22 protein-coding genes are annotated in these 23,617 nt (G+C 61.2%); 11 read left to right on the top strand and 11 right to left on the bottom strand.

The genetic code is table 11. The features are described from left to right. Positions 1 to 9 precede the first annotated feature (9 nt). From AC0QUY_RS02855 to AC0QUY_RS02835, 5 genes are all read right to left on the bottom strand, one after another. Entirely contained in the window at positions 10 to 639 is a 630-nt protein-coding gene (locus AC0QUY_RS02855) for a DsbA family protein (protein WP_475385668.1), read from the bottom strand. 529 nt (positions 640 to 1,168) lie between these two features. Next, entirely contained in the window at positions 1,169 to 3,079 is a 1,911-nt protein-coding gene (locus AC0QUY_RS02850) for a flavin-containing monooxygenase (RefSeq protein WP_475385667.1), read from the bottom strand. 23 nt (positions 3,080 to 3,102) lie between these two features. Then, entirely contained in the window at positions 3,103 to 3,867 is a 765-nt protein-coding gene (locus tag AC0QUY_RS02845; protein ID WP_475385666.1) for an SDR family NAD(P)-dependent oxidoreductase, read from the bottom strand. Continuing rightward, the gene (locus tag AC0QUY_RS02840; RefSeq protein ID WP_475385665.1) at positions 3,857 to 4,513 is read right to left on the bottom strand and encodes a TetR/AcrR family transcriptional regulator; all 657 of its coding nucleotides are present in this window, start codon (positions 4,511 to 4,513) and stop codon (positions 3,857 to 3,859) included. Before AC0QUY_RS02840 ends, AC0QUY_RS02845 begins: the two co-directional genes overlap by 11 nt. After that, positions 4,510 to 6,006, bottom strand: coding sequence for an AMP-binding protein (locus tag AC0QUY_RS02835; protein WP_475385664.1), 1,497 nt, complete (start codon positions 6,004 to 6,006; stop codon positions 4,510 to 4,512). The genes AC0QUY_RS02840 and AC0QUY_RS02835 overlap by 4 nt, the downstream gene beginning before the upstream one ends. Positions 6,007 to 6,170: 164 nt before the next feature. Here AC0QUY_RS02835 and AC0QUY_RS02830 point away from each other — a divergent pair, with 164 nt between their 5' ends. The 10 genes from AC0QUY_RS02830 (at position 6,171) to AC0QUY_RS02785 (ending at position 15,638) form a co-directional block, all read left to right on the top strand. After that, on the top strand, positions 6,171 to 7,430 hold the full coding sequence (locus tag AC0QUY_RS02830) for an ABC transporter substrate-binding protein (RefSeq protein WP_475385663.1): 1,260 nt from the start codon (positions 6,171 to 6,173) through the stop codon (positions 7,428 to 7,430). A gap of 99 nt (positions 7,431 to 7,529) precedes the next feature. Beyond that, positions 7,530 to 8,432, top strand: coding sequence for a branched-chain amino acid ABC transporter permease (locus tag AC0QUY_RS02825; protein ID WP_161856037.1), 903 nt, complete (start codon positions 7,530 to 7,532; stop codon positions 8,430 to 8,432). Continuing rightward, positions 8,429 to 9,448, top strand: a complete 1,020-nt coding sequence (locus AC0QUY_RS02820; RefSeq protein ID WP_475385662.1) for a branched-chain amino acid ABC transporter permease — start codon at positions 8,429 to 8,431, stop codon at positions 9,446 to 9,448. Before AC0QUY_RS02825 ends, AC0QUY_RS02820 begins: the two co-directional genes overlap by 4 nt. Before the next feature lie 2 nt (positions 9,449 to 9,450). After that, on the top strand, positions 9,451 to 10,206 hold the full coding sequence (locus tag AC0QUY_RS02815; protein WP_475385661.1) for an ABC transporter ATP-binding protein: 756 nt from the start codon (positions 9,451 to 9,453) through the stop codon (positions 10,204 to 10,206). Next, positions 10,203 to 10,919 carry an ABC transporter ATP-binding protein gene (locus AC0QUY_RS02810; protein WP_475385660.1) on the top strand — a complete coding sequence of 239 codons (717 nt, stop codon included), beginning with the start codon at positions 10,203 to 10,205 and terminating at the stop codon, positions 10,917 to 10,919. Before AC0QUY_RS02815 ends, AC0QUY_RS02810 begins: the two co-directional genes overlap by 4 nt. Before the next feature lie 26 nt (positions 10,920 to 10,945). Continuing rightward, on the top strand, positions 10,946 to 12,160 hold the full coding sequence (locus AC0QUY_RS02805) for a CaiB/BaiF CoA transferase family protein (RefSeq protein ID WP_475385659.1): 1,215 nt from the start codon (positions 10,946 to 10,948) through the stop codon (positions 12,158 to 12,160). Further along, positions 12,157 to 12,930 carry an enoyl-CoA hydratase/isomerase family protein gene (locus AC0QUY_RS02800; protein ID WP_475385658.1) on the top strand — a complete coding sequence of 258 codons (774 nt, stop codon included), beginning with the start codon at positions 12,157 to 12,159 and terminating at the stop codon, positions 12,928 to 12,930. Before AC0QUY_RS02805 ends, AC0QUY_RS02800 begins: the two co-directional genes overlap by 4 nt. Continuing rightward, entirely contained in the window at positions 12,930 to 13,385 is a 456-nt protein-coding gene (locus tag AC0QUY_RS02795; RefSeq protein WP_161856031.1) for a MaoC family dehydratase, read from the top strand. Before AC0QUY_RS02800 ends, AC0QUY_RS02795 begins: the two co-directional genes overlap by 1 nt. Before the next feature lie 4 nt (positions 13,386 to 13,389). Then, positions 13,390 to 14,250: an HpcH/HpaI aldolase/citrate lyase family protein gene (locus AC0QUY_RS02790; protein ID WP_475385657.1), complete on the top strand. Its 861-nt coding sequence runs from the start codon at positions 13,390 to 13,392 to the stop codon at positions 14,248 to 14,250. A 155-nt stretch (positions 14,251 to 14,405) separates the two neighbouring features. Further along, on the top strand, positions 14,406 to 15,638 hold the full coding sequence (locus tag AC0QUY_RS02785; protein ID WP_475385656.1) for an acetyl-CoA C-acetyltransferase: 1,233 nt from the start codon (positions 14,406 to 14,408) through the stop codon (positions 15,636 to 15,638). A gap of 8 nt (positions 15,639 to 15,646) precedes the next feature. Here the strand turns inward: AC0QUY_RS02785 and AC0QUY_RS02780 are convergent, their stop codons facing one another. Genes AC0QUY_RS02780 through AC0QUY_RS02770 form a run of 3 tightly spaced genes read right to left on the bottom strand, consistent with a single transcriptional unit; the run spans position 15,647 to position 19,465 of the window. Further along, entirely contained in the window at positions 15,647 to 17,239 is a 1,593-nt protein-coding gene (locus AC0QUY_RS02780) for an ATP-binding protein (RefSeq protein ID WP_475385655.1), read from the bottom strand. After that, entirely contained in the window at positions 17,236 to 17,940 is a 705-nt protein-coding gene (locus AC0QUY_RS02775; protein ID WP_475385654.1) for a response regulator transcription factor, read from the bottom strand. Before AC0QUY_RS02775 ends, AC0QUY_RS02780 begins: the two co-directional genes overlap by 4 nt. A gap of 34 nt (positions 17,941 to 17,974) precedes the next feature. Then, positions 17,975 to 19,465: a DUF4153 domain-containing protein gene (locus AC0QUY_RS02770; protein WP_475385653.1), complete on the bottom strand. Its 1,491-nt coding sequence runs from the start codon at positions 19,463 to 19,465 to the stop codon at positions 17,975 to 17,977. Between the two features lie 294 nt (positions 19,466 to 19,759). Between AC0QUY_RS02770 and AC0QUY_RS02765 the strand changes: the two genes are divergently transcribed. After that, complete coding sequence (locus AC0QUY_RS02765) at positions 19,760 to 21,061, top strand: glycoside hydrolase family 3 N-terminal domain-containing protein (RefSeq protein ID WP_475385652.1); 1,302 nt, start codon at positions 19,760 to 19,762, stop codon at positions 21,059 to 21,061. A 32-nt stretch (positions 21,062 to 21,093) separates the two neighbouring features. Here AC0QUY_RS02765 and AC0QUY_RS02760 read toward each other — a convergent pair whose 3' ends face one another. The 3 genes from AC0QUY_RS02760 to AC0QUY_RS02750 all read right to left on the bottom strand — a co-directional run bounded on the left by AC0QUY_RS02760 (position 21,094) and on the right by AC0QUY_RS02750 (position 23,518). Further along, the gene (locus AC0QUY_RS02760; RefSeq protein ID WP_475385651.1) at positions 21,094 to 22,281 is read right to left on the bottom strand and encodes an OpgC domain-containing protein; all 1,188 of its coding nucleotides are present in this window, start codon (positions 22,279 to 22,281) and stop codon (positions 21,094 to 21,096) included. A 157-nt stretch (positions 22,282 to 22,438) separates the two neighbouring features. Continuing rightward, positions 22,439 to 22,714, bottom strand: coding sequence for a hypothetical protein (locus tag AC0QUY_RS02755; protein ID WP_475385650.1), 276 nt, complete (start codon positions 22,712 to 22,714; stop codon positions 22,439 to 22,441). A 165-nt stretch (positions 22,715 to 22,879) separates the two neighbouring features. After that, positions 22,880 to 23,518 carry a S24 family peptidase gene (locus AC0QUY_RS02750; protein ID WP_475385649.1) on the bottom strand — a complete coding sequence of 213 codons (639 nt, stop codon included), beginning with the start codon at positions 23,516 to 23,518 and terminating at the stop codon, positions 22,880 to 22,882. Between the last annotated feature and the right edge of the window lie 99 nt (positions 23,519 to 23,617).

The following is a 23,617-nucleotide window of genomic DNA, read 5'->3' as shown; positions in this document are numbered from 1 at the left end:
GCGCTCACCTCACGGACGATGCCGGCTGCCGAGCGCCGTCGCGATCGATTCCGGATTTTGGATGCGCTCGATCAGCATGTCGATGCGATCGCCGCCCCAGAACAGTTCGCCGTTGAAGACCATGGTCGGCACGCCGAACACACCGAGCGCTTCGGCCTCGTCGATGATGCGGTCGTGCTCTGCCCGCGCCGGGCCGTAGACGTAAGCTTCAAATTGTTCGGACGAGCCGCCGATCGATGCGATCACGCCCGAGATTGCCGACAGTTCGTCGATTTCGAGATCATGGCTCCAGAATCGCCGGAATACCGTGTCGTGATACGGCCGGAACAGGCCGTGGCGCTGCGCGAACAACATGCCGGCGCTGGAATAAAAGGCGTCATAGATGCGCCGCGGCCCCTTCATGACGAGGCCCTGCGCATTGGCGTAACGGCGCGCGTCCATATAGGCGTAGCGTACCTTGCGCCAGAAATGCGGCGTGCGCTCTTCCACTGTTCCCATGAATTCAGGAATGCGCAGCGTGTAGGGCAGCCATTCCAATTCGACGCCGCAAGCTTCCTCGAGCTCGAACAGCCGCTTGTTGGCGACGAACGCGTAGGGGCTTTTGTAATCGGTGTAGATTCGTACGCGGGGCCTGCCCATGACGTATCCCTCTTCGATCGAATCAGTATTCCCGATCCGGGTCGAGGATGGAACTACGCGACGCGGTGTTGAGACTGCAAAAACGAATGGGCCCCGGTGCATGGAGCATCGCGGGGCCCGACATCTTCGTTATAGGCGAAGGATTTCTGGTAGACACCAGCATTTATCTCAGGATCCGGCAGCGCGTGGCCTTGGCGCTCCAGTCCCGCGTATGTGTTCGAATTGTCGAAAGGTGCGATGAGGCTGGCAGCTGCTTATGACCTCAACCGCGCCTGGACCTTGCGCTGAGCAAGGTCACCGGCTGACCCGGTGGCGTCATGCTCCTCTCCAAGAGTTGGCCAACGGACTGTGTCCGCTTTCTCTGCGTGTCGTCCCGATCATGTAACCGGGGCGCCAATGCCTGCGAAGCGGGGAGCTGACGCTCCATGACTCCTGCAGGTGCAGTGGCGCAAATGCTGCGGCAGATAGAGGCACGTGTCAAGTAAACCAAGGTTTGTTCATCCGCCGGGTTCCCGCGGCCGCCGGTATATCAGGCCATTGTGTGGCGGTAATCCTGTAGATCAGGATCGTGGGTCATTGCCCAGTAATCCACAAAACGCCATGGCATCGCCGAGAATACCCGGCCTTGCTTGTTGCGGTAGTAGGTCGTCATGCCAGGATGCGTCCAGATCAATTGCTCATGCTCGGCATCAACTTGTCTGATGTACTGATCGTGCGCTTCCTGACGAACATCGATCGCAGCGATGCCTTGCTCGATCATTTCGACGAGACAGGCCGAGATGTAGCGGCTCTGGCATTCCGACTGGAAGATCACGCTGCCGCCATGCGCGGGACCTGAATTGGGGCCAAGCATCACGAAAAGATTTGGAAAGTCCGGCACGGTAAGCCCGAGATAGGCGGTCGGGTTGTCGTTGGCCCAGGCCGTCTTCAGATTTTTTCCATCGCGCCCTGTGATGTTGAGACGCGCCGCCATCTCCGTGACCTTGAAGCCGGTGGAGATGACGATGATATCCGCGGGCCGCAACTTGCCGTCCGCAGCGACAATGCCGTCGGTCGCGAAATGGTCGATCGTGTCGGTGACCAGCTCGACATTGGGCTTCGTCAGCGTCTTGAACCAGTTGTTGTCGAGCAGGATGCGCTTGCCGTAGGGCGGATAGGTCGGCACGCATTTTTCGATCAGATCGGGACGGTCCTTCAATTCAGAGAGGATGAAATTGGTCAGCTCCTCGCGATGCCGGTCGTTGCCCTTGTTGACGGCGCGGTCCGGATGCGGCCATTCCGGGTCCTTGCGCAGGAACGGCAACAGGCCGTCGCCATAGCGCCAGAACATGTTGAAGCGATACCACTGCACATAAAATGGCAGGTGCGCGAGCAACCACCGCGCTCCCTCGGTGATGGGATCGGAATAGCCCGCCACCGGCCGCGCCCATTGCGCGGTGCGCTGATAGACCGTGACCGAGGCGACGCGGTCCGCGATCGACGGGACCAATTGCATGGCGGTGGCGCCGGTGCCGATCACGGCAACGTGCTTGCCGTCAAGATTGATGTCGTCGGACCACAGCGCGGAGTGCAGCGTCACTCCCTTGAAAGCTTCCTCACCCTTGAAGTGGGCAGGGTGGGGGTCGTTGAGCTGACCGATGGCACTGACAAGCGTGCTCGATTCAAATATCTCTTCGCCATTGGCGCTCTTCAGCGTCGATATCCAGCGTCGCTTGCTCTCGTCCCAGCGCGACGACGTCAGTTCGGTGTTGAGGCGTAGATGGCTCCGGATATCGTGTTCGAGTGCGACTTTCTTGAGATAGTCGAGCAATTCCTGTCGCTGCGCGAAATAGCGTGTCCATGGGTTCCTTTTTCCGAACGAAAAGGAATAGGAATGGTTCGGCGTATCGACGCCGCAACCGGGGTAGCGATTGACATACCAGGTGCCGCCGAGTTCGTCGTTCTTCTCGACGATGGTGTAGGGAATGCCGAGCCGGCCCAGCGCGACACCGAGTGCAATCGCGCAAACTCCGGCGCCGACGATCAGTACATGCTGCTGGGCCAGTTTCTCGTTTGATGGCGGCTTGGTCCAACGCGCTTCCCGAGGGATGAAACCCATTTCCTCGCGCATCAGCGGCGCATATTCCGGGGCCACGTTTTCGCCGAGCGTCGCGCGCATCATCTTCAGCATCAGTTCATTGCCGGGGTCGGTGATGGCCGGCTTCGGTTCACCGTTTGCGAACAGCTTCAACACGGCCGCGCGAATCTCGGCCTGGATCTCCTCCGGTACGCCGGCATGCGGATCCGGAATCAGGCGGACGTCGCGCTTGGGCTTGTAGGGCGGCTCCAGCCAGCGCTCGTCGCCGGTCATGTGCACCAGCACCATCAGCAGGACACGAATATCGCCCTCGGCGATAGCCGATGACAGGTCGAGTTTCTTGCGCGGCAGCTCGATATTCATGCTGATGTCCTCGTTTACGCGCCTTATGGTTCCGGCAAGCCGCCATAGGCGGCCCAGGTCGTGCCGGCGATATAGCCGGCATCGACGGGAAGGTTGATTCCGGTGACGCCGCTGCTCATTGGCGAAAGCAGCCACGCGATGGCCTGTGCGACCTCGATCGGCTCGACCAGCCGGTTCATCGCGGTCGGGCTTTCAAGCCATTTCTTGTTTAGCGCGCCCGAGGCGATGCCGGCTTCCAGCGCGACGGTGCGGGTGAAGCCGGGCGAAACCGCATTGACGCGGACGCCGCTACGGCCCCATTCGGCGGCCAGCGTCTGCGTGATCTGGATGACGCCGGCCTTGGCGGCGGTATAGGCATGGATCGGACCTGAGGTCATGCCAGCGACGGAGGCGACATTGACGATCGCGCCATGTCGGCGCTCGGCCATCTTCACGCCGACGCTGCGGGCAACCAGAAAGGTGCCGCGCAGGTCGATATTGACCTCGCGGTCCCATTGCTCCATCCGCACGCGTTCGATCCGGTGCATCTTGCCGAACACGCCGGCGGCATTGACGAGGCTGGTGATCGGGCCGTGCGCGGCCTCGATATCGGCGATGCCGCTGACGACGGCGCTTTCGCTCGCGACATCGAACGGCGCGGGCCACAGGATCGTTTGCGTTCCAGCCAACGGCTCCGGCGCGATATCGACAATAACGACCTTTTGGACTTGTTTGGCGAGGAGCGTGGCGGTCGCCGCGCCAATGCCGCGGCTGCCGCCGGTAACGAGGACGACGCCTTCAGCGGTCATGGCCGTTCTTCCTCTCCGGTACGAACAGACCGCGCGTGACCAGTTTCTGATAGGCGGAGAGGACGTGCTCGGGCGCTGCCGTGACGTTGCCGCCAACATAGGAGTAGCGGCGGCTCAAGTAGCCGCGCGCACCCATCAGCATGTGAACGATGGCTTCAAATTCCTCGTCGCTGTAGTCGATGATCGCGCCGGCGTGGCGGGCGCGCCGGAGAATGCGGACATAGGCGGTCGCGATATTGTCGAGATGCTTCTGGTAGCCGATCGGTGCGAAATATTCGGCCTCGTTGAGGATGCGCAAGAACTCCGGCACCTCGCGGATGAAGTCGAAGAAGGCGCTGAAGCGCTCGATCTCCTGCCGTGCGGCGTGCGCAGTGCCGGTGCGCTCGCGAATGAAATGAACCATGTCGATGCCGATCTTCGGCAGCAATTGATCGAGCAGTTCCTGACGGTTTTCGAAATGATTGTAGAACGTGCCCTGCGCGACCCCGGCTTCCTCGGTGATGCGGGCGACCGAAGCTTCGGCGTAGCCATACTTGCCGACGATCTTGGTGGCGGCGTCGAATATCTTGCGCTTGGTCCAGGCGTTGCGCTCGACACGGTTGAGTTTTGTCACTTTGCCGGATGCGGCTTGCGATGATTGCGTCATGCGTGGGATTCCAGTTCGGCGCGCAGCACACGTTTGAGAACCTTGCCCGAAGGGTTACGAGGCAGGCTATCGCGGATGATAAGTTGTTTCGGCACCTTGAAGCCGGCGAGCCGAGCCCGGCAATGATCGGTGAGATCGGATAATTCCAGCGTGGCGCCATCCCCGAGCACGACGACTGCGACCGGCTTTTCTCCCCAACGATCGTCCGGCATGCCGACAACGGCGACTTCGCGCACCTGCGGCAATTCGTAGATGACGCGCTCGACTTCGGACGAAGCGATGTTCTCGCCGCCGGAGATGATCATGTCCTTCTTGCGGTCGGTCAGATAAAGAAAGCCGTCTTCGTCGAGATAACCGATGTCGCCAGAACGAAACCAGTCGCCGAAGAAGGCGGCCGCGGTCTTCTCGGGATCCTTCCAGTAGCCTTGCGTGACCTTCGGCCCGCGCAGGCAGATTTCGCCGTTTGCGCCGGGCGGAAGCCTGTTGCCGGCATCGTCGCGGATTTCGATCTCAACATGGGCGATGGCGCGACCGGTCGAGCCGATTTTTTCGATCTCGCGGCCGGCTTCCATGAAGGTGTCGCCGCCGCAGGTCTCCGTCAGGCCATAGGCGTCGATGTAGCGGGCGTTTTTGAAATAATCGGAGAAGGCGCGGATGCGAACTTCTGGTGTCTTCTCGCCGCCGCCGATCGCCCAGCGTAGGCTGGAGACGTTATAACGGTCGCGGGTCGGGCAGGTGAGGATCGCGGTCGTCATCACCGGGGCAAACCATGCGGCGTTGAGTTTCTCCGCGTCGATGGCGGCGAGCGCCTGCTCGGGCTCGAAGTTGCGGTGGATGGAAAGCATGCCGCCATGCCAAAGCACTGCAATGCCAGGCAGGTCGAGCGCGCCGACGTGGTAGAGCGGACCGACCACCAGCAGTCGCGTGTCCGCGTTCAGTCCCAGCACGAGCGTCTGGTCGGCCGACTTCCAGTACAGATTCTCGTAAGTCAGCATCACGCCCTTGGGGAGGTCGGTCGTGCCAGACGTGTACATCAGCCGCATCAGGTCGCGCGGCTGCCTCACATGAAGAGAGGCGGGGGCGATATCGGGCGCAAGACGTGTTGCGTTGGATTGCGCCGCCTCATCGAGCAGTACCACCGGCGCGCCGCCGGCCGCGATGTCCGCAAGCTCCGCATCCGCAATCAGGATGCGCGCGCCGGAATTGCCCACGATGTAACCGACCTCGTCGGCGGACAGGCGATAATTGATCGGCAGAAACACCGCGCCGATATGGCTGGTCGCGAACACCAGCTCGAGAAACGCCGTGCTGTTCTTCATCAGCACCGCAACGACGTCGCCGGGCTTGATCCCGCGCGCCGCGAGCCATCCGCCGACGCGGCGGATACGGTCGTCGAATTCGGCATAGGAGACATCCTCGCCGCGATATTTCAGCGCACAGCGGTCCGGCGTCCGCCGGGCGTGAAATGCGATGAAGCTCGAAAGATTGATCATTATCAGCTCGAACGGCCGGTTGCCGGGGGTCCAAATATGAATTCTGACTCGTAATTCATATTTGGCTTGACGTCACCCCCTTTGCTCTGAAATTCTCAGGTCATACGGAGACGACACGATCTCCGGCCGGGGTTTGGGAACGCAAACCCACAAGGGAGGAAGCAATGACGAGAACCCGCAAACCGGGCGTAAGCCGACGTGCGACGTTGGCGATGATGGGCGCCGGTGTAGTGACATTCGCGACGCCCTGGGTGGCGCGCGCGCAATCCAAGACCATCAAGGTCGGCATGCCGACCATTCTCTCCGGACGTGTCGCGCAGCTTGGCACCTCGTCGCGCAACGGCGTGACGCTGGAAGTCGAGAAGGTCAATGCTGCCGGCGGTCTGGCCGGCCGACAGATCGAAATGGTGATCCGCGATTCCAAGGGGCAGCCGCAGGAAGCCGCCCGCGTCGCGCGAGAACTGGTGAATACTGACGGATGCGAAATTCTAATCGACGCGGAGGCGTCGTCGGGCGCGTTCGCGGTGCATGAAGTGGCACGCGATCTCGGTGTGCTCTGCATTCACACCAATTCGGAAACTTCGTCACTCACCGCCGATCCGAAACAGCACATTCCCAACGCATTTCGCACTGCGCGGCAGGGCGTGCACGACTCGATCGTCGGAGGCAGCTACGCAGCGGCGATCGCGAAAGCCAAGGGCCTGAAGAAATGGGCAACTTGCTCGCCGGATTATGCCTATGGCCGCGACACCACCGGCGAATACGTGACGTATCTGAAGCGCTTTGCGCCTGATGTCGAGATCATCAGCGAGTCCTGGCCAAAGCTGTTCCAGCCAGATTACACCGAGGTGGTGACGAAAATCCTGCAGGCCAAGCCGCAGGCGCTGTACTCCTGCCTCTGGGGCGGCGACCTGACGTCCTATATCGATCAGGCAAACATCTACGCGCTGTTCAGCCAGATGGAAGTTTTCGCCGTCAACATGGCCGACTACACCGCGCTGACGGTGGTGAAGAACCTGCCGAAGGGCATTCACTCCGGTAACCGCTACATCAAGACCTATCCCGCGACCGCGGAAAACGCCGCGTGGGGTGACGCTTACAAGGCGAAGTACAACGAATATCCCACCAACTGGTCATGGGAAAACGCAACTGCAATCATGCTGTTAGCGGAAGCTTCGAAGAAGGCGAATTCAGCGGACGGCAAGAAGATTGCAGAGGCACTGCGCGGCCTCAAGATCAAGTCTCCTTTCGGCGCCGACGGCACGGTCACCATGCGCGCCGAGGACCAGACGCTGGTCGGCTATGCGATCGGCTGGGGGACCACGATCCCGCAGGAGCCCTACGTGCCGCAGGTTCAGGCAGGCGACTGGAAGACGATCTTCGAACTCGAAGCCGAGTGGAAGAAGAGCAAGGGTTACACCTGATCGATCGGCGATCACGGAGGCGGCGTGAGCCGCCTTCGTTCGCTGCGGAGTTTTTTCTCGCGCGCCGCCCATTGTGGCGTGCCGTAATGGATGCTTCCCTTGGATATCGATGCGCTTACCGGCTGTCTCGCCAGTTCCGCCTGTCTGGTGACGCAAACCACCAGCGGCTTCATCATCGGCATGTTGCTGTTCCTCGTCGCCGTCGGGCTGACGCTGATCTTCGGTGTGCTCAAGGTCGTCAATTTTAGCCACGGCGCCTTCTATATGTTCGGCGCCTATTTCGCGATGACGGCCTATCAGCTCACCGGCAGCTTTGCGCTGGCGATGCTGTGCGGCGCGGCCGGCACGGCCATCCTTGGCCTGATATTCGAACGCGGTTTCATGAGTCGCGTCTATGGCGCCGACGTGTTGATGCAGGTTCTCGTCTGTTACGCCTTCGTGCTGATCTTCGATGATGTCGTGCGGATGATCTGGGGCCCCGAATTCAAATCGATGGGCATGCCGGTGGCGTTCCAGGTGGCACCGCTATTCATCGCCGGCGGGGTGGTGCCGCCATACTATCTGCTGCTGATCAGTGTCGCGCTGGCGGCTGCAGCGGTGCTCGGGCTCGGATTGGCGCGCACAAGAATTGGCAAGGTGATCCGGGCGGCGGCGCATAATCCGGGCATGGTGTCCGCGCTCGGCATCAACACCGGCCTGATCTATGGCGGGGTGTTCGCGCTCGGCGGGATGCTGGCGGGCCTGGCCGGGGCGCTTGCCGCGCCAGTGCGTTCGCTGACGCCGGGCATGGGATTTTCGGTCCTGATCGAATCCTTCATTGTTACCGTGATCGGCGGCATGGGCTCGATCCTGGGCGCGCTGATCGGGGCACTGCTGATCGGCATGATCCGTTCCTTCGGATCGCTCGGCTTCCCGCTGTTTACCGAAGGGCTGATGTACCTGTTCATGGTGATCGTCCTTGTATCGCGGCCGACCGGGCTGTTCGGCAAGGAGGTCGCATGACCGAGCTGCAGGCCGATCAGGGCGCGCAGGCACTCGAAGTCGCTCACGTCCAGGCAAAGACGCGGCGCAATCGGGATGTCCTGATTGCGTTGGCGGTCTTTGTCGTCCTTGCACTGTTGCCGATGCTCTTCAGCAGCAAATTTCTGCTCGACTTCGTGATCCGCTGCGCGGCCTACGGGCTGTTCGCGACGTCACTCAATCTTCTGGTCGGTTACACCGGCCTGACTTCGTTTGGCCATGGCATGTTCTTCGGCCTTGGTGCCTACGGCTTCGGTTTGATGATGCAGAAGACCGGCGTTTCCGTCCCGGTGGCTTTCGTTGCCACGCTCGCGATCACGTTTGTCACAGCCCTCATCATTGGCGCCATCTGTGTGCGGCTGAAGGAAATCTATTTCGCCTTCGTGACGCTGGCGTTCCAGATGCTGATCCACTCGACCATCCTGTCCTGGGTATCGCTGACCGGCGGCGATCAGGGATTGCGCGGCGGCATCCCGCGGCCGCCGTTTTGGGGTATTGACCTATCGAACCATCTGCATCTCTACGTCACGAGCTGCGCGTTGCTGGTGATCGGACTGTTCCTGATGCATCAGATCGCGCAGTCGCCCTTCGGCTACACGTTGCGCATGATCCGCGACAACGCCACGCGTGCGAGCTTCATCGGCATCGATGTCTGGCGTGCCAAGTTGACGATCTTTGTGCTCGCGGCGCTGTTCGCCTCAACCGGCGGGGTCATCATGGCGCTGTTCGTCTCAGGGGCCTATCCGGAATTCGCCTATTGGACCATTTCGGGCGAGGGCATCTTCATCAACATGCTCGGCGGCGTGACCACGTTCCTTGGGCCGATGGTCGGCACCGTGCTGCTCCTGATCCTCAACGACACCGTCACCCGACTGACTGAATATCATGGGCTCGTGCTGGGGATTGTGATCCTGTTCTTCGCGATTGGCTTGCGGAAGGGCCTGATGGATTTCGTCGTTGAATGGTACGCGCAACGCCGCGATGGTCGCGGGAAGTAGCCATGCTGGAGATACGCTCCCTTTCCAAATCGTTTGGCGGCGTCAAGGCGACGGACAATGTCACGCTCGACTTTGCCGACGGTTCGCTCACCGCCGTGATCGGCCCCAACGGCGCCGGCAAGAGCACGTTCTTCAACCTGATCACCGGCGCGCTGACGCCTGACGCTGGCCAGATCCTGCTCAACGGCGTCGACTTGGCCGGGCGCACGCCGCCGGAGATCGTGCGCCACGGCATCGGCCGCGCGTTCCAGGTCGCGAGCATCTTTCCGTCGCTGACGGTTCAGGAGACGATGCTGGCAGCGGTGTGCGCCGATCAGCGCAAAGCCACCGTCCTGCACCGTCGCTTCCCTTTGGCCGAGACGCGCGACCGCGCAGAGCATGCGATGGAGCTGCTGGGCTTGGCCAACAAGCGGAACCGGACTGCGGCGACGCTGTCGCATGGTGACCAGAAGCTCCTCGATATCGCGCTGGCGCTGGTGCTCGATCCCAAGGTGCTGCTGCTCGACGAGCCCACTGCCGGGATGGGCACCGAAGAGCGCTGGCGGATGATCGACAAGGTGAGGGAGCTCTGGGAGAAGCAGAAGATAACGGTGGTATTCATCGAGCATGACATGGATATCGTATTCAAGATTGCGCCTGAGATCGTGGTGCTGTGCTACGGGCGCATTCTCGCAACCGGCACGCCGGATGCGATCCGTCGCAACGAGGCCGTGATCGAAGCCTATCTCGGCACCGAACATCACGCGGGGGCCGTATGAGCACGCAGCCCGTGGTGCAGGTCGAGGACCTCGACGTCTATTACGGCACGAGCCAGATCCTGTTTGGCGTCGGCCTCTCGGTACGGCAGGGCGAGACCATGGCGCTGCTCGGCCGCAACGGTGCGGGCAAGTCGACCACGATGAAAGCGATCATGGGTCTGGCTCCCGCCCGCCGTGGTACGGTCACCCTGCAAGGCAGAGTTGTTTCCGGGCTGAAGCCGCACCACATCGCGCGAGCCGGTCTCGGTTTTGTGCCCGAGGATCGGCAGATCTTTCCGGAGCATACCGTCGAGGACAATCTGGTCATCGGAGCCAAGAAGGGGCCGAACGGCGAAGACGAATGGCCGATCCGGCGTATCTATGACGTATTTCCGCTGCTGGAGCCGCTGCGTCAGCGGATCGCGGGAAGGCTGTCCGGCGGCGAACAGCAGATGCTGGCGATTGCGCGCACGCTGATGGGCAATCCGGCTCTGCTGCTCCTGGACGAGCCGAGCGAGGGCTTGGCGCCGATCATCGTGCAGCGGATCGGCGAATTGCTGCGACAACTCCGCGGCACCGGCGCTACCGTGCTGATCGCCGAACAGAACATGCATTTTTGCCTTGGCCTTGCGAGCCACGCGACGGTTATCGACAAGGGTCAGATCGTCTACACATCCGGGATCGAAGAGCTGAAAGCCAACGAAAATATTCGTCAGCGCTATCTCGCGCTGTAGCTTTCGGCCCGACCCCGGGGGACGAGATGACGATCGAACGCAAGCTATCGCCGACGCATGAGGCGCCGTATCGCGGCCTGCGCGTGCTGGATTTCGGGCAGGGCATCGCCTCGCCCTATTGTGCTATGCTGCTCGGCGTGTACGGGGCCGACGTCATCAAGGTCGAGCCGCCGGAGGGGGACTGGTCGCGTTTTCTCGGCACGACCTATGGAACCCACACCACGCTGTCGGCGGTCTATAACCGAGGCAAGCGCAGCCTTTGCCTCGACATGAAGCACAAGGACGGGATTGCAATCGCCCGAAGGCTGGCGAAGGACTGCGACGTGCTGATCGAAGGCTTTCGGCCGGGCGTCGCCGCGCGGCTCGGCATTGGCTACGAGGATTTGTCGCGCGACAATCCAGGGCTGATCTATCTCTCGGTCAGCGCGTTCGGGCAGAGCGGTCCCTACTCGAAGCGGCCGGGCTCTGATTCCGTGGCACAGGCGTTCTCCGGGTTTGTGTCGATCAATGTTGGCAACGACGGCACCCCACATCGGGCCGGCACCACGATCTCCGACGTCGTCACCGGCGTCTACGGCTTCCAGGCCATCGCGACCACGTTGTTCGCGCGCGCAACCGTCGGCACCGGGCGCTGGATCGACGTCAATCTTTGCCAATCGACCTCTGCACTGCTCGGCCACAAGGTCGCCGAACATATTCTGGAGGGTGGTGCGCCGCGTGCGCTGAACGTTCCGGCGGGCTCCTATCAGACGGCCGATGGCTGGATGATGGTCACGCTGGTGAATGAGCCGCAATACAAGCGGCTATGCTCGGCAATCGGTCGCGAGGATCTTGCCAGCGATCCGCGGTTTGCCGATTTTGCGCGGCGCGCGGATTCTGTGGATGCGCTGATCCCGCAGTTGCGGGAGGTGTTTGCGACGCAGCCGACGGATGTCTGGCTATCGCGGCTGCATGCCGCCGATCTCATCGCCGAACGGATACTCAATCCCGGAGAATGGCTGCGCAACGTTCATGTCGAGGCGACGCGGGCTGCGGTATGCCAGGATACGCCGGGCGTGGGGCCGGTGTACTCACCGCGGACGCCGGGCATTGCAAGCTTCTCGGAGGATGACTTGTGCCCCGCACCTGATATAGGCCATGACAGTGTTGAGGTGCTGCTCGAAGCCGGTTTCGAGCGCGGCGCCATCGACGATCTGGTCAAGGCTGGCGCGGTGCGTCAGGCCAAGGGAGGCAAAGCATGAGCGATCTCGTTCGTTATTCCGTCACGAGCAATATTGCCGAGATCATGCTGGACCGCCCGCCAGTCAATGCGCTCAGCATGGACCTGATCGATGCGCTGCTGGCGGCGCTTTCGAAAGCGAGAGAAGACGAAGCGGTGCGCGCCGTCGTCATCGGCAGCGCGCACAAGGTATTTTGCGCCGGGCTCGATCTGGATATCGTCCGTGGCAAACCCGGGATCGAAACCAAGAAGTTCCTCGAGCGGCTGTATTTCGCGCTCAACGATACGCAGTATCGCATGGGCAAGCCGACCATCGCCGCCGTCGATGGCGCGGTGCGCGCCGGGGGCATGACGATTGCGATTTCCTGCGACATGATCCTTGCTGGCGACGCCTGTACCTTTGGCTATCCCGAGATTGATGTAGGTCTGATCCCGGCCATTCACTTCGTCCAATTGCCGCGGCTGGTCGGCAAGCATCAGGCGTTCGGTCCGCTTTTTCTGGGCGAGCCTTTCGATGCTGCGACGGCGTTTCGCATGGGTCTCTTGAGCGAAATAGTGCCAAAGGGGACGGCGCTTGAGCGTGCGCGGGAAATCGCGCGAAAGCTCGCCGCCAAATCACCGATCGTGATGAAGATCGGGCGTGATGCCTTCATGCGGGCGGTCGACGCCGATTTCCGCCGCTCGGTCGAGAATGCTGCCGAGAGCTTTGCGCTTGTCGCGACGACCGAGGACTGTCAGGAAGGGCTGAATGCGTTCGTCGAAAAGCGAACGCCAAATTACCGGGGGCGGTGATGGCCGGTTTGTATTTTGAGGAGTTCGAGGTCGGCCGTGAATTCCATCATGAGTTCAGCCGCACCGTCACCGAAATGGACAACACGATGTTCAGCCTGTTGACCATGAACCCGCAGCCGCTGCATATCGACGCGCATTTCGCCGAAAATACTGAATTCGGCCAGCGACTGTTCAACAGCATCTATACGCTCGGCATCATGATCGGCATGAGCGTCTACGACACGACGCTCGGCACCACGATCGGCAATCTCGGGATGACCGACGTCAAGTTTCCCAAGCCGGTGTTCCACGGCGATACGCTGAAGGCGCACACCAAAATCATTTCCAAACGCGAGAGCAAGTCGCGCCCGAACCAGGGCATCGTGGAATTCGAACACACCATGACCAATCAGCGCGGCGAGGTGGTGGCAAGCTGCCGCCGGACCGGTCTGATGCACTGCAAGCCGAAGGCATAAGCGCATGCGCTCTTTTCTTTTCGTTCCCGGCGACAGTCAGCGCAAGTTTGAAAGCGCGAAGAAGACCGCAGCCGACGCGCTGATCCTCGATCTCGAGGATTCGATCGCGCCGGAAGAGAAGGTCGGTGCGCGGCGGACGGTGCGCGAAATGCTCGACGCGCGGAAGCCGGACCAGAAGATGTACGTCCGCGTCAACGCGCTCGATACCGGGATGACGCTTGGCGATCTCGCGGCCGTCATGCCGGGCCGGCCTGACGGCATCGTGCTGCCGAAATGCGCTGGAGCTGCCGACGTCAATCGGCTTTCGCTCTATCTAGACGCTTTCGAGGCGACGGCCGGGATCGAACAGGGCACGACGCGAATCGTCACCGTAGCGACGGAAACGGCGAGGGCAGTCCTCAAGCTGCTCGATTTCGAAAACATGAGCCCGCGGTTGTGGGGCATGATGTGGGGCGCCGAGGATCTTGCGGCCTCGCTCGGCGCGTCGCGAAACCGGACCGCCGGCCGCTTTCACGGACCATTCCTGCTAGCGCGCGACCTCTGCCTGATCAGTGCGGCCGCGGCCGGCGTTGTTGCCATCGACACCATCGCGACCGATATCAACGATCTCGACGCGCTGCGGGAAGAGTCGATCGCTGCGCGGCAGGACGGGTTCCTTGCCAAAGCGGTGATCCATCCCAGGCATGTCGACGTCGTCAATGCCGCCTTCATGCCGACGGACGAGGAAATCGCCTGGTCGGAGAAGGTCGTCAAAGCATTCAGCGACAATCCGACCTCGGGCGTTGTGAAGATCGACGGCAAGATGATCGACAAGCCGCATCTGCGTGCCGCGGAGAAAATTCTGGTGCTGCGAGAACGGAAATGATGGATGTAGCCCGGAGGAGCGCAGCGACATCCGGGAGGACGTTAGATAGGTCCCGGATATCGCTTCGCTCATCCCGGCTACGAATTCGCTCACCACATTGACTTTGCAGTTTGATCGGCGGCAAATGCCGCAAAGCAACAAGAAGGAAAAACACCATGGTTGACGCGCTGATCATTGACGCATGCAGGACGCCGCGAGGCATTGGCAAAGCCGGCAAGGGCGCCCTCTCGGGCATTCATCCGCAGCAGCTTGGCGCCACAGTGTTGCGCGCGCTAGCCGATCGCACCGGGATCAATACCGCCGATGTCGACGACATCGTCTGGGGTACCAGCTCGCAGCGCGGCCAGCAGAGCGGCGATCTCGGCCGGATGTCGGCGCTTGATGCCGGCTATGACGTCCGCGCCAGCGCGGTGACCCTGGACCGGTTCTGCGGCTCCGGCATCACCAGCGTCAACATGGCGGCGAACTCGATCATGTCGGGCTCGGAGGATCTCGTGATCGCCGGCGGCACCGAAATGATGTCAATGGAAGGCCGCCGCGGCGAGGGCCCGTTCATGATGGATAACGGCAATCTTCGTCTGCGCGCCCGGCATCCGCAGTCGCATCAGGGCGTCTGCGCAGACGCGGTGGCGACGCTGGAGGGTATCACGCGACAGGACGTCGATGAGCTAGGTCTCGAAAGCCAGAAGCGGGCGGCTGCTGCGATCAAGGGCGGTCATTTCGACAAGAGCCTCGTGCCGGTCTACCGCGAAGACGGCAGCCTGGCGCTCGATCGTGAAGAATATCCGCGGCCGCAAACCACGCTCGAGGGGCTGGCCGGGTTGAAGCCTGCGTTTCCGGCGGTGGCGGACTATCCGCTCGACGACAAGGGCACGACCTACCGCAAACTCATTCTGGACAAATATCCCGATCTCGACATCAACTTTGTGCATCATGCCGGCAATTCCTCCGGCGTCGTTGACGGCTCGGCGGCCATCCTGTTGGCGTCGCCGAGCTACGCAAAAGCTCACGGCCTGAAGCCGCGTGCCCGCGTCGTCGCCATGGCGAATATGGGAGATTCCCCGACCCTGATGCTGAACGCGCCGGTGCCGGCCGCCCGCAAGGTGTTGGCCAAGGCCGGCCTCACGCTCGATGATATCGACCTGTTCGAGATCAACGAGGCCTTTGCGGTCGTCGCCGAGAAGTTCATTCGCGACCTCAAGCTCGACCGCGAGAAGGTCAACGTCAATGGCGGTTCGATCGCGCTCGGCCATCCCATCGGTGCGACGGGCTCGATCCTGATCGGTACCGTGCTCGACGAACTGGAGCGGCGCGATCTGAAGCGCGGGCTGGTGACGATGTGCGCCGCCGGCGGCATGGCGCCGGCGATCATTATCGAGCGGGTTTGAGCAGAGCGCTAGGCAGCCGGAAACTGCAGCTCGAACGTAACGCCGTGGTTGGACGGTAAAAGCCGGATCGATCCGCCGTGGCTGGTCATGATGGCCTGGACGATCGAGAGTCCCATTCCCGTGCCGCCGGTGTCGCGGCGCGTGGTGAAGAAGGCGTCGAAGATCTTCTCCCGGTTCGCCTCGGATATTGGGTCGCCGTCATTGCTGACGGTCACCTTGATGGAGGCTTCTTCCGCAGCGGCTTCGAGCCGCACGCTCTTCGCGTTGTGACGGATCGCGTTGTCGGTCAGGTGCGACAACACGATCAGAGCTTTTTCGCTGGACATGCCGATCGAACGCTCAAGGTCGCCCGCTGCCTCGATCGCCCGCGTCGGGAACCGGCTCTTCAACCCGCTGACCACCGTCGACAATTCGGTTTGCTCGTTCTGCGGCGCGGCCTCGGCGCGCGCCAGTTCGCGTAAGCGTTGGGTCATCGCTTCCAGACGCCCGGTGTCACCCAAAATGTTCGATATGAAATTCTTCTGCTCCATCCGTGTCAGGGTGTCAGATTTGCTTTGCAGGGAATCGAGCAGGAGTTCGGCGGCGCCCTTGATCGACGTCAGCGGTGACTTCAACTCGTGGGTAAGGTGCGACGAAAACGTTGCGATGTAGTCCGAGCGCCGCGACAATTGCTCGGCCATGTCCAGAAAGCTGTCGGACAATTGGGCGAACTCGCGTGTGCCGTAATGGGCGAGCGGCTGGAATGCATCGCGATCGCCGCGGCCGATCCGCTTGGCGCGATCGACGAGCTCGCGCATCGGGCGGGTGATGGTTCGGGAGAAAATCAGGCCGATGACGATGGTCGCCAGAACGACCGTAAGGCCTGCCAGAATGAACTTGCGGCGTTCCTGATAGAAGTGGTCGAAGATGTTGCTTGGCGTTCTCGACGTGTAGACGACACCCGCCACGCGGTTGTTGACGATAACGGGCATCGCCGAAAACACATGCACGCCGACGCCGCGGCTGATCGAGTAGATCGGAGGCGGAGGCTTGTCGGGTTTGCGAATTCGCAAGGCTGCCCGGTATTGTCCCCGTAGCGCCGTCGCTACTTCCTCGATATGGGCGAGGGATTGGCCGACCTCGTCGCGGCCGGCAATCACGACACCGCGGGAATCGAGGATGCGGAAGCCGGCCAGCGTGACCTTCTGCGTTTCCAGGATGATCGGCATCAGCCGCGTGCCGATCTCGACATAGGCAGGCGACGCCGGTGCGTTTGCCGGAAGGGCATTCGGCCGCCGCCGGAGCAGATCGCGGCCAGCGGCGAGGTCGAGCGCGGGCCGGATCGGCGTTAGCTGATCCTCCCGATCAGGGCGCGCCTCGGGCGGAATTTCAGCGCCGAGCGTTGCTCCGGCCGCGAGCCTTGCTTCTACCTCGCGCGCATAGACGGCGGCCAGCACGCGACTTTGGGCGATCAGCTCAGCCTGGGTTTGATGGATGAGCTGGTTGTCATAGAGGCGGAAGAAAAATAGTCCGACCAACGGCAGCATCGCCACGGAGGCGAGCATGGCGAAAATGACCAGTCCCAATGACGGTCGCCATTTCTCGCGTGCGCGGGATGTCATGCCTGCGGCTCGCATCGTCCGAGCTTGAAGCCGACGCCGTGAATGGTTTCGATGACATTGTCGCAACTCACGGCGGACAGCTTGGCGCGGATATTGCGGATGTGGCTGTCGATGGTGCGATCCGACACCTGGATGTTGAGCTGATAGGCCGCGCTCATGATCTGCTCGCGGCTGAAGACGAGTGTCGGCCGTGTCAGAAATGCCCTCAGGATCCCGAACTCGATGGCAGTCAGCCGAAGCGGGGTGCCCGCGAACTCGGCGATGTGCTGGTCGGGATCGACCGACAGCCTGCCTTGCGAAAGCGCGGCCTGGGACGCTTTCGCATCCTGCCCGCGCGAGGCTATGCGGCGCAGGATGACGTTCACGCGGGCGACGAGCTCGCGCGGGCTAAAGGGCTTGGTGACGTAGTCGTCGCCGCCGATCTCGAGGCCCAGCACGCGGTCGATCTCGTCGTCGCGTGCGGAGAGGAACAGGATCGGCACATCGGAGGATCTTCGAATTTCCCGGCAGACGTCCAGGCCGTCGAATTCCGGCATGCCGATATCCAGAATGATCAGATCCGGCTTGTCGGCGGCAAAGCGGGTCAACGCTTCCTTGCCATCGCGCGCCTCGAAGGTGGCCATTCCTGCCTTCTTCAGTGCGACACGGATGACCTCGCGGATGTGAAGATCGTCGTCAACGATGAGAATGCGGTGCGTCAAACGTCTCTCCCGGCGCAATCGGCTTGCAGTCGAACTAGCCTGTGGTCAAACTCTTTGGTTGGGCATCCAGGGCGCGCTGGAGGCGCCAGTTCCGAAAACCCCAGGAACGCCAGGAAGCCGTTTCTTTCTTGTGCTGTTCTACAAGGCAACCACGACGGGAAACAAGGGTCGGATCGAACCCACGAAGGGCAATGGCCCGGTCGATGGCCGGCAGCGCCTGCGGCCCGAGGGACAACAGATAGTTCATATCGATCCAAACTCCCTTGCCACCGGCTTCGCGGCTATGGCTGACATTGTAGTCAGCGATGACAGCGGCAAAGTTCATCAGGGAGCAGATGTAGAGCGTTGCCGTCAGGGTGACGAGATTGGCGCGGATCAGCCAATCATTCGAACGGTTCAAAACGATGCGGGCGACGATGAGGACGAGGCCCATGGCGACGAGGATCATCCAGATGAAAGCGGCGACACGCCACCAGGTCAGCAGATAGATTTGAATGTAGAGGTCGAGGCGCAGGATCGACGACATCACCAGCAGCACATTTTGCGCCACCCAAAGGTAGACCAGCGGCCGGATCACTTTCGATTGCTCGGCCGGCCCACCGGGCCTCATGGCGGCCAGGACGAAGCCGGCCGCCAATAGTGCCGTGACAATGAGCGGATAGGCGCCTCGATGCGCATATGACGCGTAGCTGATATCGGAGGGCAAGGTCGCGTTGCCCCAGAGATAGACCGCGTCGAGGATAGTCTGAACGGCGAACAGCAAGTTGAACAGGATCAGCGAACGCAGAATCGTCGCAACGCCGAAGAAGTGGGTTGGGCCCGATGGTATCCCCTGCGCCAGGGCTGCCGCTTCAGGTAAAGCTGCCGGCATTTCCCGCTTGCCGCTCCACCGGACATGGATAAAGGGCCATACGATCGACAGCGCCGCAGTCCAGAACAGTATGCGCCCGAGGCTCAGATACGAAGCTGTGTTACCCGGGTTCAGCAGGCTAATCCACTTCTCGAGCAGTGGATTGGCCGACACCAACAGAAACACGAAGACGCCACTGAAAACTATGGGAATGAACCACACGGCAAAGCCGGTCTTCAGCGCCGGCAGATTGAACGCAGCGATGGCATCGCGGAAAAATCTGAACGGGCCGACCAGATAAAGCTCGCATAACGCTGCTGTTCGCTCGCCGAGACAAGATCGGTCGCGATTTGTCGTCAGCAGCAGGCCTATGCCGAGGGCCAGCACCATGAACGTCAGAGACGCGATGTTGAATTCCTCGATGGCGGGGACAAGGGCGGCCAGCAGGAGGGCGCCGGCCAGCAGCACCGGCTTTCGGTTCAGAGTTGCGAGGTTGGCGAGCAACGAGCCGCAGGCTACGGCGACCGCAAAGATGGCGGCCGATATTCCAATGCCGTGCCCGTAGAACAGCCAGTCGGCCAGCGCAGCCAGCGCGAGAACAATTGCTGCTTTGATGGGAAGGGTGCCTTCCTGAACGGAGCGAGCATTGGATGCCGGCGTGGTGAAATCAGTCATTATTGCGCTACCTGCCTGGATGGGAAAATTGCAAACCGGTGCGGGCGCGGGGCGCTCGCATAGCCACCACCCGTCGTTCGCTAGTCTTGTCGGAATAGGCATTCGATGATCGCCCCGGTTTGCAGGACGAACTATCCGGCGCCGTTGTGCAATTGCTTGGAGCGCCTTCTGCAAGAGTTCAGGATTTTTTTGCAGTTTCCGTGCAGGCGCGGTTATGCGCTCGCACCGGCGAGACAAGTTTGATACGGGCAATGGTCGCCTTCGACCTTCTCGCGCAAGCCGCCATCCATTCACATGAAAATTCTCAAACGTATCGGCCTCATCCTGCTCTGGTTCGCCGGAGCCGTCGTCGTTTTCGCTGCAGCCAACAAGAACGATCCCTATCTGATTTCGCTGCGGGGACCCGGAAATATCGTTCTGGCCACGACGAGTGTCGTGGTTGCTCTCATCCTTATCCGCCGTGGTTACTGGAGGAGGGGCGTCGCGGGGAAGGCGCTCATTCTGCTGTGGTGCTTGCCATCGCTGTCGATGCTCGGCGCGCATGCTTCGTTTGAATGGCGCAAGCAGCGCGTTCTGCAATCCGATGCCGGGCAGACGAGAAGCCTTGGGCGGCATTTTATCGTTGGATACTCGTCATTTCCCGAGGTGGCGTTACTTGCCGAGAAGGGGCTGATCGCCGGCGTCTACGTCAGCAGGCGCAACGTCGTGGGATCTACGGCGGCGCGGCTGAAAGAAGAGATCTCGGCGCTGCAAGAGAAGCGGCGTGCTGCCAGCCTGCCGCCCCTGATCGTCGCGGCCGATCAGGAAGGCGGCATCGTATCGCATCTGGCGCCGCCCTTGACCAAACTGCCGGCGCTATCGACGCTTGCCGACCTGACGCCGGAAGCTCGCGCCGAGAAGGCGGAGGCGTTCGGGCGTATTCACGGGCAGGAGCTGGCGGCGCTCGGCGTCAACCTCAACTTCGCGCCAGTGCTGGATTTGCGGCCCGAACCTAAGCGCAACCGATTGGACTTCAACACGCTGATCGGCCGACGCGCGATTTCCGACGATCCGGCGATCGTCGCCGATATCGCGCAAGCTTATGTGAGCGGTCTCGAAGCGTCCGGGGTTGGAGCGACGGTCAAGCATTTTCCGGGGCTTCGCCGCGTACGAGCCGATACCCATCATTTCAGCGCCGACCTAGATACGCCTCTCGACGAACTCGAGGCTTCGGACTGGATCCCGTTCAGGAGGGTTCTGGCCACCTCGAAAGCGCAACTGATGATCGGGCATGTCAGGCTGACCTCAGTCGATCCGGACCGTGCGGCGTCGCATTCCAAGCGGGTCGTCGACGGCATTATTCGCAAGAAATGGAACCATCAAGGCGTCGTCATAACCGACGACCTCGTGATGGGAGCGATCTATCAAAGCAATGTCTGCATGGCGGTGGTCGAGGCGCTCAACGCCGGCGTCGATCTCTTGCTGGTCGCATTCGACGGGACGCAGTTCTATCGTATCTTCACCTGCGCCATGGCGGCGTCGGCCGAGGGAAGGCTCGATGCAGCCATGTTGCGCGATAGTGAGACGCGGTTGAAGGCGGCATTCCCGGTGGATTGAGGGCGAGGAGGGCAGAAGCAAGCCGGCGCGAGCTACTTCGCGAACCGGCCTTCCTCCGATAGTCGCGTCATTGCCTGAGCTCGAAATGCCGGCTTTTGGTCCTGTCGTCTGGACCACGACACATAGTAGGCCACGCCCGTCATGATCGAAATCCCGGCGAAGCTCACCAGGACGTGCATGACGAGCGAGTCCGGGCCCGTGATCAGGACGAGGTGCCCGGCAAACGAAAGAAACACACCGGCGCAAAACACAGCTAGCCATTCCTGGCCGCATGTGACGATTGGCTGCAACGCCGGCCATCGGAATCCGGACCAGTCCCGCGGCACGATGTAGGCAAAGAGAAAAGCCAGCGCGAGGAAGTGGATCACCCTGTGCGGGGCGAGAGTTTCCTTGTCCTTTGATAGAAAGAGATCGCGCAGGAGGTCCGGGACAATGCCGGCCTGGGGAAATTTGGCCGTCACCGTTACCACTAACGCAAAGAGCAGGTACAGCCACGCAGCGGTTCGCAGGATCGCAAGCTCCTGAAGCGCACGCAGGGTGCGCATTTGATTCGCGCCGCTCAGGGCAAACCAGGCGCCGAGCACAAACAGGAGTTGCCAGCAGAACGGGTTAAGATACCACTTGCCATCCGGAAACGAAGACAGATTCCAGTCGAACTGGCGGGCTGCGACGTAGAGGCCGATCGACCCCGACATCGTAACGTTTGGCCGGCGGACCATGCCGAACAGAACGAGCGGGAAGATCGCCATCAGCACGATGAACAGTTGCAGCACATCGAGGTTGAGCGGTTTGGCCTGAAGCAGCAGGCCATGAATCAGCGTCCGGATCGTATGGTCGACGATTCCCGTGACGTTGAAATCGCCAATGAGCTCGGATGCCCGGGACTTGCGCGCGACATATCCGATCAGATCGATATAGATCACGAACAGGACGATATAGGCGGCATAGAGCTGCCACAGCCGCTTGAAGATGCGGGTAGCCGTCACGACGAAGCCGCGCTCCAGCATCATCCTTCCATAGAGAACTGCGGCAGTATAGCCGCCGACGAACACGAATAGATCGGTCGCGCCGCTGAAGCCGAAATTGCGCATGGTCAGCAGGCTGACCGCATTATGGGGAACGTGATCCAGAAAGAGAAACCAGGCCGCGATACCAAGCAGCAGACAGAGTCGGAGATCGCCGTCGCGCGCAGCGAGCTCAGTCTTCATTGACGGAGACATTGTGAATCAAGAACTTTGCAAGTCGGAGGAATCGAATCACGACAATAGCGCGACTGTCCGCACCGTCGGAATAGACTTTGCGTGAAGAATATTTAAGCAAACCGTCGGTGATTGAAGCGGCTCAATCGATCACAATGTTTTGACGGAATAGCGAAGCTCACGCGCGCTCATGCTTGCGCAAGTCGCGGAGATGATCGAAATGGCTGGCTTGAAGATCGGCACCGGTCGCAGCGATGTCGGGCAGGGAAGCCTCGCTGAGAATCTCGGCAGTGATATCCTCGACCGAGCAATCAGCGATTTCATGAATGAAGCTGATATTCCTGTACTCACCCGATGCGACCCGGGAAATGACCTCGCGCCTGGTAATTTCCGGATCGACGATGGCCTCGCGGCCGCGCCGGCCGTAGTCGATCATCACGACGAAATACTGCATGCTGGCGATCCGGCTCCCCATCCCGTGCACTTAAGTCGGTATCGAGTATTTCGGAAAATCAGAAATAAGTCAAGTAAAAATTCGGAAATACGGAAACTGGCATGGAGCGGGGGCGACCGCGGCCATAGCAAAATCGGTTGATTCGGCAATCACAAGCCGCGGGCCTTATTTTTCCGGCGTACGGCCACCCGTCGTCCTTGCCGCCTTGCGTGCCCGGGCGGCTGCCTTGTTACGCAACCGTTCGATCTGGCCCCTGGGCAGCGTGACGCAGATCTCACCGATCCATTCCAGCTTCACGCCGGAGATCGGCTTGGCATTGAAGCTGGTGAGGTTGACCGAGGTCGGAGATTTCCCGCGCTCGATCGTCTTCAGATAGCGCTCGCCTGTCTTCAGGCGAACGGCGGCTTCCTCGCCGTAGAAGCTCGACAACGGGTGGCGCTGTTCGCGATAGACCACGATAATATCGCCATTCTCGTACTTCGGCAGCATGGAATCGCCGGCCACTTCGAAGGCGATGGTCTCCTCGGCGATTGGGAAGGGCAGTTCAACCTCGCCGAGGCCTTCCGGCGGCACCTGTTCGTGTTCCGGCTCAATCGAGGCGCCAGCGCCGACCCGGCCCATGATCGGCACCGAGTTCAGTTCGAGGTATTCGATGATCGGCGCGATTTCAGACGCCTTAATCAGGCGTATCCCTGACAGGATCTCGGAGACGGCACCAGGGCGAACGCCCATCGCGGCCGCCAGCCCGCCCTTGGTCTTGCCCGGCTTTTCCAGGCCCCGCTCGATCAATCTGATGTCCAGCATGGTCGAATCCTTCCGAATTTCGGAAATCATAGCAGTTACGATTATCCGAAATCAAGCTTGACTTTAATTTCGGAATATCAGAAATTAGTGGCCGGCGTC

The organism is Bradyrhizobium sp. WYCCWR15520, assembly GCF_056174665.1.
This window is presented reverse-complemented; position numbering and strand designations above follow the sequence as displayed.